This is a genomic window from Pseudomonas sp. dw_358, assembly GCF_018449655.1.
Classification (GTDB): domain Bacteria; phylum Pseudomonadota; class Gammaproteobacteria; order Pseudomonadales; family Pseudomonadaceae; genus Aquipseudomonas.
In genome coordinates this window covers 750,256-762,244 of sequence record NZ_JAAVUX010000001.1, presented here as the reverse complement: position 1 = coordinate 762,244, position 11,989 = coordinate 750,256, and the positions used below count along the sequence as shown (strand labels likewise).

The window sequence follows — 11,989 nt, the reverse complement described above, 5'->3', positions numbered from 1 at the left end:
GAGCCAGACGGTTCAGGGTGCGGTCCGAGCCGTCTTGAGCCAGACGGTTCAGGGTGCGGTCCGAACCTTCTTGAGCCAGGCGATGCAGAACCCGATCAGAACCGCCTTCCGCCATCAGCTGCTGGACGACACTGTGCGGCGCTTGATGCTGAACAACCGGTTGAGTCAAAGGCTGCGCGAAAGCATTAGCTGCGAGTGCCGAGAAAGCGATGCTGAGGATGAGTTGGCTTTTCATGATGAAGTTCTCCGTAACCTGGTGTGTAGTGGGTATGGGTTGAAGTCTACGCCCCGAGGTTTTTTTGAGAATTTCATTGAGATGATTGTGGGTATCGACCGCACTGATGACTGCGGGACATCTTATGGCTTACCGCCACCACCTCTGCGGTAGATGCAATGGCCGTGACAACTTCTGTAGGACCGAGCTTGCTCGGGAATCAAGGCGCGCGGTGTCGTCTGGTGCAGCGCAGTACCGTCTTCCCGAGCAAGCTCGGTCATACAGCGTGATCGACAGCCCGAGGTCACCCTTTGAAGACGAAGCTCGCGACAGATTGCCCTGCAATCGTCCACAAGCCTGCAGGCAAAAAACACTGACAACAAAAAACCCGCCGAGGCGGGTTCTTTGTCTGCCATTCCAACGTCCTGTCGGGAGCATCCTGCAATGGCTTGTCATCCGTGACACCGAAGCAATCCGTTACTTCAGTTCGTAGGGCTAGATTACCGATGCAACCGGGGGTGCCATAGAGGAGATTGTGGGTAGTCTGTGTAAGACATTCGCTATAGGTGATCTGACGTTGGGGATTCGTCATGCGGGCGTAGGGCGGGCAGGTGGCGCCTCTGAGCATGCCAGGGAGGAGCCGATGCAAAGGACATGACGCATGAGTGCCGGCACTGCGGCACCGGACAAACGCTGGCATACGCCTAGGTTTCGCTGAAACCGAACCGAATCCCGCAAGCTATGACGGTATGCTGCGCTCACTATGCCGCGATGTGTGTAGCTCCCTAAGCCCTATGAATTGTGTAAAAAATAACCATTTGCAGGCTTGGCCAAGCCTGGCTTTTACATCGATGTAGCGACAATCGTCATTACAGCGAGGTCCATGCCCTTGGCATCTATCAATATCCGTATCGACGACGACCTCAAAGCGCGTGCTTACCACGAGCTGGAAAACCTCGGCGTTACCCCTTCTAAACTGATTCGTCATGCGTTGCAGTAAGTACCAGAGCGTGGCCAACTACCCTTCAAGCCTGTCCTGACGACCGAGGACGATGAAACCTTGACCGCGACAGTCCGGGAGCAGCTGACTAACCCCCGGCGGGTGAAGGTAGAACCAGATGACCTATAGTCTCGAATTCGATGCGGGTGCGCTAAAAGAGTGGCCCAAATCTTGGAGGATACCGTACGCCATCAACTCAAGAAGAAGCTGGCCACGATCCTCATCAATCCGCGCATTGACGCCAATCACCTGCATGTTTTTTCCGATTGCTACAAAATCAAGCTGCGGAGCAGCGGCTATCGGTTGGTTTATCAGGTGATCGACCAGGAGGCATGGGGGTTGTGGTGGCAGTTGATAAGCGCCAGCGGTGGTTGGTTTATTGCAAAGCGGTTGAGTTAGCACCGGCCTGACGTGTGAGTGGAACTTCCTCTGAGCCGGGCTGTGTGGAAATGGGGGAATGTTTTTTGGGTTGGAGCTCCATGGCGGTCACTGGAATGCTGTGGCGGCACCAGGAGTCGAAAAAGCTTTTAACTATATGATCTATATATATTTTATTCAGTCGTAATGAGCCATCTATCTCTAAAGCTATCCCGGCACCCAAGGCTCGCTAAGCATTGATAGAGGGGAAAGCCAGAGTGAGACCGATTGCCCTGAGTGCATGGCTGTCTCTCATTCTTTCCTGGATCTGGGGGCTCGCTCTCAAACTACGGTAAGCGACAGCCAGCGACGAAAGGCTACCGTTGCTAGACGGTCACTATTGGCCATTAGCGGACGTTGGAACGAATTGGACTCTATTCGCAGCAACCTGTCTCAGTGCAAGGACTACCCTCAGAATCTATCTGCGAAGCGCAAGGGCGATCTATGAAATTTGTAATGGATTTTTATACCGGGGAGCGCTAGGCTCACGCACTCAAGAGAGTGGGCAATTGATCATCACTCAGCTGCGGCCTGCTTATCAAAACGATCATATCGGTTAAGGGACTAATTTATGGGCGTGAAGCCTGAAGCGCAGGAACGTTTTTTCTGTCGTCATCCCGAACAACAAAAATTAGCGCATGCGTTGGATGAGGCTTTCGATATTACTTTCGGAAATCAGCATGGCGGCTTGTTTTTGTGGCTATGTGATGCAAAGAAAAGTGTGGGAGAACGGTTCGGACTACAAAAAGAAGTGATCCTTCTTTATTCACCCCATACTAAAACTGACGCGCGCACTCTAACTAATCTGGAAAATATCTCGAAGTCTCCTGACTTTCGCCACAGGGTTGACAAGGTAGTAGCGTTAATCGTTCATGAGGGAGACTCCGAAGCTACTGCCGACCTGTTAAAAGAGACGAATGATTGGATTATTGTAGCAATCCAGGCAGAAGAGCTCAGAAACCCACAGCGCGGAAGCCTCTTTATTCGCTCAAAACTGGCTGAAAGAATCGGCACCTTCGATCTCTTCGGAATGTCATCTCCAATAAAACATGACAAGTATTTCTATGGAAGAGACTCACTTGTTCAAGAAGTAGTACAGCGTATATCACGTAAAGAGAACTCAGGGATTTTTGGCCTGCGCAAGACAGGAAAAACCTCGGTGTTGTATGCGCTACAAAGAAGACTGTCTGAAAAAGAAAATTTGCTAGAATATGTTGATTGCCATGGACCAGGTGTATACGGCATGCGTTGGTGGCAGCTTTTGCAAGAGTTATCGTTTCGTCTATGTGATACCCTATCATCTAAATACGCCAAGAAAATCACAGATGAAGGAGTTTATGAGGCTGGTTTTGCCGCAAATAGCTTCAATAGGCTGATTAAGAGGCTCTTGGGGTTTAAGCTATTTGATAAAGTTACTTTGCTTTTTGATGAGATTGAATTCATAACTCCCGGACTCAGCAACAGCCTTGGTCAACACTGGGATGGAGATTTCGTGCCCTTTTGGCAGACCATCCGCTCTGTTTCTCAGGAAACAGAAGGGCGGCTAGTATTCGTCGTTGCGGGCGTAAACCCGTCAAGCGTTGAGCATTCCCACTTTGATCATATTCAGAACCCGATATTTCAGCTGGCAGTCCCTTATTATCTTGAGGCGCTCGGCCGGCCGGACGTAAGGGATATGGTCAGGTCAATAGGAAAATACTCTGGCTTTATATTCGATGAAAATTGTTACGACTACCTACAGATAGTATATGGCGGCCATCCCTATTTGATACGACTAGCCTGTAGCGAAGTTGCAAGGAGTTTGGGGGGTGTTCCTGTCGATAGCAAAATACCCATCACAAGGGAAAGCTTCGAATCACAGTACGATGCGATTCGTAATAGAATCGCTCAACCGATAAAAGATATTCTACTGTCACTTGTGTGGTGGTATACTGATGAATACGATTTGTTGCAAGTTCTTGCAGAGGGCGATAAGAAATTCTTTTTGGAGTTTCTCAGCGAAACTCCGGAGAAGGCGATACCCTTTGTACGATATGGCCTAGTCCACCAAGATAGTGGCGAATTTGCCATTCGTGACCTTAAAGATTTTTTGGTCATGTATGGCGCAGAGTATAAAAAATCGATCTCTCCGTTTAAAAGAGGGGATCTTCCATTAGACGCCCTGCCTGAGCAGGCCAACTTACTAGATCTTTCACAGCTATTCGAAAAGCGGACAGAAGTTGAAGTTGCACTCAGGAAATTCATACTTATTATTATGGGGTTTAAGTATGGTTTCAATGATCAAGAGATCTCTGATCGAATAATTTCTTGCTTGAAAGCTCGCGCAGGAAAACCGGATACCAGTCAGCTTTTTGTGGGGCGCAGGCCTCAAGAGGCGATTAATGAACTTTTCTTATCCGATCTTAAACCTATTTTTAGAGCTAATTGGAGTGACTTCGGACCAACCTTTGAAAAAAACCAAACTAGATTTGATATGAATATGGATACTATAAATATTGCAAGGCGTTACGAGGCGCACGCGAAACCTGTACCTATAATAGATCGAGATGAATTTCTAAACAGCTATTCATGGTTCTATACTAGGTTGAGTAAGGTTCCAGGCTTGCTGTAGTCGATAGATTAAGATTAAGATTAAGATTTGATGTTATGCTTTTACAGAGCATAACATCTTTTCGCAACGTGATGCCTTTCGCCTTTGGCCATTAATTTCTACGAAGGTCCGCTACGGGTCGAAAGCATCCGTCGCGACTGTCCGCGATCAACCCTTAGCTGCTCGTGGCGGCCACTGGATGGGGGCAGAAATGGACCGGAAGCAGTTGATACTCAAATAAAATTGAGTGCTAAACTTAAACTAACGGCAAACGCTTAGTATTAATAAAATAAAAATTGATTGGTAAGTTAAGCCCCTGCTGGAGTGACGTTATCTTCAATTTCTTGCGCATTGAAATATAGGCCCTGCGTATTAGTTAGATTCTGCCAATCGGCGAGCCTGACAGTGAATCCATTTTTTAAAAACTCCTTTCCGATTAGGCGTAAGTACTCTGCGTCAGGTTCGAATGAACCCAGTTCGAGTATTTGTCTGCCTACGGCGGTAAGCATATAGATCTCCAGCGCGACGGTTTTAGAAGCGTCGTTATGCTCAAGAATGAGTGCCTTGTTATGAGAGATTAAGGCACGATGGAACTTATCTCGTACAGCTGATCCGTAAGTCTGTTTGAGCCCAAGAGATTCAACACCAGAAACCACTCCCAACTCTTGCATTTCTAGAAGCGTGGCAAAGGAAATGCCATTGGACTCCAAGTACACACTCTGATTTCGAGCAATGAAACCGTTGATGACATAGCTTGCCAGTTTACTGATTGTCTCGGCTTCAGTCTTGGAGAGCGTTTTTAAAACCTCCAACGTCCGGATCGAGTACCTACCAGGTGCTTTCACTTCACCAGCCAAAACGCTACCCCACAGCCGCTGAAGGTCCTCAGTAGAAACCTTGCCTGCATGCTCGCGCCATGTGAAGAGCCAATCATCATCAACAGGACGGTCTGGTGGGGTTTGCTTGTCGGCTGAAAGTTGCTCCTCAGCAAATATTATGGCTTTCGTTGCGTTTATTTCTGAGCGAGCAGCTGCTGAAGCTGAAGCTCTGTTGCCGTACTCTATGGCTTTCGACAGCCCGAGTGTTGGTTCAATGCGCTCACCCATGTCAGATAGAATATCTACAGAGCTCGCTGGTAGCAAAGCTCCGTCTGAGCGAAGTTGTTTCTTGCTGGACCGGATATCAGCAGCGTCCGCTTCTGCTTGGGCTAGCATGAGAATTTCATGTCGACGAATTTCGTTTCTTGCCCGTCCCTCGCGGCCGACCTGCCACGGTACAAGCAGCGAGCCGATGCCTTTGTCCGCTAACGTTTCCCATAGTTTGATTACAAGCTTCTCGCCAGGATAATCCATGTCAACTCCTGATGCTTAATATAATTCGTCGACCATACTTCGGACACTGGTCGACCCTAACAATGGCTGCATCTGGGGCACGTGGAGGCCTGTCCGAGATGCCTGTTTGAAATTCTAGATGAACCTGCAAGCTTCACTTTAACAACTAAATGATATGAGTGGGTAGGGCTCAGGCTACTTTCCGGCGAGGTTCCAGCCGCAAGCAGCCTGTTGATGAATCGACGGCCTTTGCGAACAGCAGCTCTCACCGTCGGCTATGGGTCGAAAGCTGTCTGTCGTGAACGACCGCTTCTGGCCGATTGCAGCCGATCATGATTTTCAGGATCAGGTCCCCATCAGAGCTTGAAAACCCACGACGTTTCTAGACGTCGCGCTAGCAGCCGGACCGTCAGCACATAGTAATACTGTGTGGCCTGACTGTGTTCGCTCAAGCGATTCTCAAAAAACCACACCACATGCTTCTTTTGCCAAGTCCAAGGATTTTCCCGATGCCAGCGCTCTGCGATTGCAACCTGGATGATCTTCGCCTCGCGCACATGACGTTGCCGCGTTGCGCGCGACCCGGTCAGCACGCCAGCCAAAAACAGCCCCATATCGAATGGCTTACTCATGTCCGTCCTCCGATATAGGCAGCGACCACATCGATCCGACCGTGCCCCAGTTCATAGCCGATCTGCACCCGGGCCGCTCGATCAAGGCGCGGATTCAACTGGTAACATTCACCACCGTTGATAGGTGCGCGATGTTGGGTAATTTGCTCGTAGCGCCCACACGCATACGCCGCTCGTAGCTCATGGAAGCCTTTGAGGTTGTGTGCATGAATGGTGTCGCGTGAGGGCCGGACAATTTCCTGCAGAATGGTCAAGTAGTCTTCGTTCTGAGCAATCAAGTTCCGGCTACCAGCAGGCGACACCTGCTTCGCAAACTCAAGCGCGCCACGAATATGGTCGTCCACCATAATCCAGCGAGGTGCTGATGCACCGGCGCGGCCGCCTTTTGTGCCGTCCTGAATGTTGATCTTGGCTAAGCTTTCAGCTTCGCGGCTCAACCGTGGCAGGTCAGCCAAGATGGCCTCAAAACGCATACCGGTGGCTCGTGCCAATTGCACGATCGCCGCGGCCCTTGGATGTTGGCGGCTGCAAAGCGCCTCGACTATTCGCTGTATGTGTTCGCGATCTTGGCCCTGCGGCATCGATTGACGAACCCCGATGCGCTGCATACCCAACGCCTTGCTCGGACTTGGCACTTTCACATACTGATCACCGCGAAGCGCTGCCATGGTCCTATTAACGCTGGATAGCCGGTTTTGCGCAGTGCTGATAGCTAGGTTGCCGTGCTCAACAAGGCCGCGAAGGTATGCGGCATAGTTCGACAACACCTGGCAGTTGATCTGCCGCGCATCGTTGACCCCGGGCCCCGCTTCAGACCGGCACCACTTCACGAATGCCCGCCACCGGTCACTGTGCGCCTTGAGCGTGCCGTAGTGGCCGCTGCCAAACATGTCTTTCAGCGCCTGCGGCCCCGCGTAGCTCAATTGTCTGCCGTAGCCGAAATTACGACCATCGCGTCTACCCACTAATGCCATGTCGTACACCTCCTACCCGTTTCTCCAGTTCTGCCCCACGTCATCCCGCCAAGAATGCTGAGTGTTATCAGGGATCAAGGCCCCTGCGGGCTGTGGGGATGTCCTTTAACGCTGGACTTGCGGCTCCTTACGGCCGGGAGCATGGGCATCTCCTGATCTGGCCTCCTGAGCACCGATACCGGTGGGCGGGTGGAGGCTGCGTCGGCTGACGAAACCAGCGCCGCGAGATCCTGAGTCGGGTGAAGGCAGCTATGTGGTGACCGGGGCATGCCTGGCTGTCAGCCAGGTGCAGTCCAATCCATGGTCTGCGGCACCATCATCTACATCGCTGTTGCTAGTGACTTCGGGGTTTGTCACGCCGATTGTCACGAGGAGGGTTGCGGCAAAGCCACGTTCTATATGGGCTGCAGCAGTGGTAGGAGCGCCCGTCTCTTTCCTGGAGAAAGAGACGGGCAAAGGGTTGGCGCACACGAAATGGCCAAGCGGGTAGGTTGCTGCTGGGCAGGAGGGTAGGGTGATTGCCGCAGTGGCAACGATGTTAAGTAGGCATCCATCACATGGGTAGTGACCGTACGAGCTACCGGACGCGAATCGTACTTGGGATGAACCGCCTCACGATGGGCGTGACCTTTCAGGTTTCTGGCCACATTCTGCTGCCTCGGCAGCGCTTGCAATTTCTGGTTTACGCCTGTGGACAAAAGTCGTCAAGCGGCCTGATTTCAGATAATTAGCGCCTGTGGATAAAACTATCATCCGGTGGACAATGTTGGATTTTCACAGACGCTTAGCTGTGCCAGCCGTATTTTTCAACGGTCGGTCCTTTTAAACGGGGCGGCTTTGCAGCCCCGTTTAAAAGGACCCGCGCGGAGGAGCTTCATGCGGCGCGGCGTGTAACTTCACAGCGGGTTTGCAGCGGTGGGGCGGCAGGCTACTCGGCCCACCTGGCACTGCGAATGCGCGTAACGTTCTCGCCCGACTGCTTGGCAAATTCATGCGGCGTCACATGCTCCTCGCGGTTCGCCTCCTGAAACCGGCTCCACCAAGTCATGATCATCCGTCGCTCTTCAAGGAACTCGGCCTTGTGGATATATGCGGCGCGCACATTGTTGCGTTCCTTGTGGCTCATCTGCCGCTCGATGGCCGTCTCCGACCACAACCCGGACTCGATCAGCGCGCTGCACGCCATGGAGCGAAAGCCGTGGCCGCAGATGTCCACTTTGGTGTCGTAGCCCATCGTCCTCAAAGCAGCGTTCACTGTGTTCTCGGACATCGGTTTCCATGGCTTGGCGTCGCCGGCAAACACCAGGTCGAATTTGCCGGTGATCGTGTGGATCTGCTCCAGCAAGGCCACCGCTTGTGGCGATAAGGGTACAAGATGGATATCACCGGCCATCTTTGTACCCCGTGTGGAAAAGGGTACGCCGTCCAGCGCCGGGCGGGTGTCGGGGATCTCCCAGATGCCGCGCTTGAGGTCGAACTCGTTCCACCGTGCGAAGCGCAGTTCGCTGGAGCGCACGAACACGTGCAGCGACAGCATCACTGTCAGCCGGGTGAGAGCCCGGCCTTTATAGCCATCGATACGCGCCTGTAGTTCTGGTAGTCGCGATAAGGGTAGTGCGGGACGATGGGTCACCCGTGGCGCCTTGACTGCGCCATCCAGGTCGTGCGCTGGATTCGCCGTGATCAGCCGAAGGCGCTTGGCCTCGCGCATGATGCTTTGCAGGTAGTTCTTGATCCTGAGCGCGACGTCGATGGTGCCACGCTTTGTCACCGCCTCCAGTGGCTGCATGAGATCGTGGGTATCGAGCTCGACGATTGCCTTGGCGCCGATGATTGGGAATACGTGGGTCTTCAACCGGCTGAGCACAGTTTTGGCGTGGCCCGGCGCCCACTTGGGCACCATGCCGGCATACCAATCGAGCGCGACACTTTCGAAGGTACGCCCATTGATCACGGCTTGAGTCTTGGCCTGTTGCTTGAATTGGATGGGATCAATGCCGTTGGCGACCTGCTGTTTGAGTTCAAGCCGTTTGCGGCGCGCGTCGGCTAATCCCACTACCGGGTAACTGCCGAGGGCAGTGAGCCCTTCGCGGCCATCGGGCTTCACATACCTAAGCCGCCAGCCTTTGCGCCCGTTGGGCTGTACGAGAAGGTAGAGGCCGTCGCCGTCGAAGAGCTTGTACTCGCGCTCGCGGTGTTTGGCTGTACGGCAGGCGGTGTCAGTGAGGGAGCTGTGGTCCTGGCCATAAGGGTACTTTCCAATATCGAATTGGTAGGTATCCTTAAATCTATCCTTATTCTCACTAGCTGCCACCGGAATCCGACGGAACGCCAAAACGAAAAAACCCGCCAGAAGGCGGGTTTTTCAAGGGTTCCAGAGATTTTGAAAGCCTTCTCTGGAACCTCAAATGGTGCCGGCACCAGGAATCGAACCCGGGACCTACTGATTACAAGTCAGTTGCTCTACCATCTGAGCTATACCGGCATGTGAGGGCGCTGATTATAGCCATTCACTCACCCGAGTAAACCCCTCCCGCAAACTTTTTCTACCCGCGCTGCAGCCCCCGTCCTTGGCGCTTATGCACAATGGGTCTTGCCGCATACCCGCTCGATCATGAAATGGTGAGAAATTCTCACCTTCACCCCAACCTGCTGTTTTTCATGCCGTTTAAAATATGAACAAAAAATGACCTGCTGAAAAATCAGGCGTTAGCCCCCGGTTTACGGGCTTATTCCAAAACTTTACGCACAGAGTTATCCACAGGTTGGCGTTGGGCGCGGATCATCAGGTTGCGGGGTGTGAGGGTCGCGGGGCAGAAGGTGCCGAGCTCGGTGTCGTAGCCGTTTTCCTGCAACATCAAGCAACGATCCAGTGCCAGCCACAGCTCCAGCGGGCGGCGGAACAGGTTGCGCAGCAGCTCCAGGTTGCGGACTTGCGCCAGGCGTTGCCAGCCTGCCTGTTGAAAGTGGTCCCAGTCGCGTTGCGAGACGCCGGAGGTGTCCAGTGCCTTGAGGGCGGCGAGGTCGCGGCCGTAGGCGGCGAAGGGTTTGTCCAGCCAGGTGCTGGGCAGTGACGGGGTGGGCAGGTAGTCGTCGAGGCCGCGCAGTTGTCGTTGCAGCACGTCGAAGCCCAGGCGGCGGGCCATGGACTGGTCGCGTTGGCGGCGCACGCGGGCGCCGGCGGTGACGGCTTCGCTGGCGGGGAGACTGAGGTCGAGGAGGTCCAGGGTCAGTTCGGAAGCTTGGGCGGGGCGGCTGAGGGGGCGGTAGTGGCTGTGACCGATACGGTTGTAGCAGCAGGGGACAATGGCCAGTTGCGGGCAGCGGGCCTGGCTGGCGAGTTCGATCAGGCGCACGTGGAGGTCGCCGCAGGCGTGCAGGGCGACGGGGGTGTGATGGGCGTGCACGTGCTGCCTGGCGTCGGCGGCCATGACGTCTTGCTGGAGGTGGTGGGCACTCAACTGGTGGTGCTGGCTGAGGGCACTGCCGGCGGCGACGAGGTTGGGGTCGTATTCCAGGCAGGTCAGCTGTTGGCCGGGGGCCAGCAGGCGGCGGCCGAGGTGGCCTTTGCCGGCGCACCAGTCGAGCCAGTGAGCGGTGCCTTCGCGGAACGGCAGGTGGGCGGCGAACGCTTCGATCTGCTGCCATTTGCGGCCTGGCACGTCGACGTTGAGTCGCGGCGCGGCGAGGTGCGGAGGCGCTGTGGATAACCCGCCGAGCGCGGCGAGCTGACGGGCTTGTTCAGCCAGCTGGGGATAGGGTAGGGGCGCTACAACACTGTAGGGGTCGAGTTGGGCCTGTTCGGCATCCTCCAGCGTCCGTTTGCGTAGCCATTCACCCAGTTCGGGATGGCTGTGCTCCCAAGGCAGTACTCGATAGGTGAAGGGGCGCGGTCGCCACAGTGCCTGGTGTGCCAGCAGAAATTCGTTCAGGGCGGCAAAGCGAGCCAGCATTTGCTCGCCCTGGAGGGTAGCGGGCTGGCTCATTGCAGGATGTTGAAGGGGAAGTATCGGTCGTTGATCTTCTTGTAGGTGCCATCAACGATCAATTCGTGCAGGGCGGTGTTGAGCTTGTCGCGCAGCGGGTCGCCCTTGCGCAGGGCGATGCCGATCTTGTTGCCGTCGCCCACGGCGTCGCCCTTGGCTTCGTAGTCCTTGCCGGCGACGCTTTTCAGCCATTCATAGTTGACGTATTTGTTGCTGAGCACGGCGTCGAGGCTGCCGTTGACCATTTGCTGGTAGGCGTCTTCCTGGGTGTCGAAGAGCATGACGGCAGTCTGGTCGCTGACGTTGTCCTGCAGCCACTTGCCTGCGGCGGTGCCACGCTGGGCGCCGATGACTTTACCGGCGAGCGCGGCCTTGTCGATGCTGATGGCGCTGCTTTTGGCAGCCACCAGTTCCAGCTTGACGGAGTAGTAGGGGTCGGTGAAGTCGACCACTTGCAGGCGCTCGGGGGAGATGGGCAGCGACGACATCAGGAAGTTGAACTGGCCGGCATTGAGTTCCGGGATCAGGGTGTCCCAATCGGCGGTGACAATCTCGCATTGCACTTTCATTTTCGCGCACAGGGCGTTGCCGATGTCGACGTCGAAGCCCACGACCTGGCCGCTGGCGTCTTTGCCGTTGAAAGGGAGGTGATCGGCTTCCATGCCCATTTTCAACGTCTCGACTGCGCTGGCGCCGTTGCTCAAGAGCAGGGCGGCGATGAGGGCCAGTGAAGTCAGGGTGGGTTTGTACATCCGTGGTGCTCCGAAGGAGGACGAGGCGAATCGAGGGTGCATGGTAAGGCCTGGGCAGCCGGGCGCACAGGGGCGTGAATGACTTGGACAGGC

6 protein-coding genes, 1 tRNA gene and 4 pseudogenes are annotated in these 11,989 nt (G+C 54.5%); 3 read left to right on the top strand and 8 right to left on the bottom strand.

What is annotated here, in order from left to right:
• A pseudogene (locus tag HB675_RS03480) lies at positions 1-235 on the bottom strand (phage infection protein); the annotation flags it as partial.
• Positions 236-1,103: 868 nt separating this feature from the next.
• Between HB675_RS03480 and HB675_RS03475 the strand changes: the two are divergent.
• From HB675_RS03475 to HB675_RS03465, 3 genes and pseudogenes are all read left to right on the top strand, one after another.
• Positions 1,104-1,343, top strand: a pseudogene (locus tag HB675_RS03475) (type II toxin-antitoxin system RelB/DinJ family antitoxin).
• A pseudogene (locus HB675_RS03470) lies at positions 1,333-1,624 on the top strand (type II toxin-antitoxin system RelE/ParE family toxin). The pseudogenes HB675_RS03475 and HB675_RS03470 overlap by 11 nt, the downstream one beginning before the upstream one ends.
• A gap of 578 nt (positions 1,625-2,202) precedes the next feature.
• Positions 2,203-4,242, top strand: a complete 2,040-nt coding sequence (locus HB675_RS03465) for a hypothetical protein (RefSeq protein ID WP_213875683.1) — start codon at positions 2,203-2,205, stop codon at positions 4,240-4,242.
• 287 nt (positions 4,243-4,529) lie between these two features.
• Here the strand turns inward: HB675_RS03465 and HB675_RS03460 are convergent, their stop codons facing one another.
• The 7 genes and pseudogenes from HB675_RS03460 to HB675_RS03430 form a co-directional block, all read right to left on the bottom strand.
• Entirely contained in the window at positions 4,530-5,573 is a 1,044-nt protein-coding gene (locus HB675_RS03460) for a DUF2806 domain-containing protein (protein ID WP_213875682.1), read from the bottom strand.
• A gap of 335 nt (positions 5,574-5,908) precedes the next feature.
• Positions 5,909-6,184 (bottom strand): hypothetical protein, encoded by a 276-nt coding sequence (locus tag HB675_RS03455; RefSeq protein ID WP_213875681.1) that lies wholly within the window; start codon positions 6,182-6,184, stop codon positions 5,909-5,911.
• Positions 6,181-7,158, bottom strand: coding sequence for an integrase domain-containing protein (locus HB675_RS03450; RefSeq protein ID WP_213875680.1), 978 nt, complete (start codon positions 7,156-7,158; stop codon positions 6,181-6,183). The genes HB675_RS03455 and HB675_RS03450 overlap by 4 nt, the downstream gene beginning before the upstream one ends.
• A 928-nt stretch (positions 7,159-8,086) precedes the next feature.
• Positions 8,087-9,405, bottom strand: a pseudogene (locus HB675_RS03445) (integrase arm-type DNA-binding domain-containing protein).
• A gap of 162 nt (positions 9,406-9,567) precedes the next feature.
• Positions 9,568-9,643 (bottom strand) — tRNA-Thr (locus HB675_RS03440).
• A 244-nt stretch (positions 9,644-9,887) separates the two neighbouring features.
• Positions 9,888-11,144, bottom strand: a complete 1,257-nt coding sequence (locus HB675_RS03435; RefSeq protein WP_213875679.1) for a methyltransferase — start codon at positions 11,142-11,144, stop codon at positions 9,888-9,890.
• The gene (locus tag HB675_RS03430; protein ID WP_213875678.1) at positions 11,141-11,896 is read right to left on the bottom strand and encodes a transporter substrate-binding domain-containing protein; all 756 of its coding nucleotides are present in this window, start codon (positions 11,894-11,896) and stop codon (positions 11,141-11,143) included. Before HB675_RS03430 ends, HB675_RS03435 begins: the two co-directional genes overlap by 4 nt.
• Positions 11,897-11,989: the final 93 nt, after the last annotated feature.

Excerpts from the sequence above, each read along its gene's own strand:
- HB675_RS03465 (WP_213875683.1), top strand. The coding sequence starts at position 2,203 with ATGGGCGTGAAGCCTGAAGCGCAGGAACGTTTTTTCTGTCGTCATCCC.
- HB675_RS03460 (WP_213875682.1), bottom strand. The coding sequence starts at position 5,573 with ATGGATTATCCTGGCGAGAAGCTTGTAATCAAACTATGGGAAACGTTA.
- HB675_RS03455 (WP_213875681.1), bottom strand. The coding sequence starts at position 6,184 with ATGAGTAAGCCATTCGATATGGGGCTGTTTTTGGCTGGCGTGCTGACC.
- HB675_RS03450 (WP_213875680.1), bottom strand. The coding sequence starts at position 7,158 with ATGGCATTAGTGGGTAGACGCGATGGTCGTAATTTCGGCTACGGCAGA.
- HB675_RS03435 (WP_213875679.1), bottom strand. The coding sequence starts at position 11,144 with ATGAGCCAGCCCGCTACCCTCCAGGGCGAGCAAATGCTGGCTCGCTTT.
- HB675_RS03430 (WP_213875678.1), bottom strand. The coding sequence starts at position 11,896 with ATGTACAAACCCACCCTGACTTCACTGGCCCTCATCGCCGCCCTGCTC.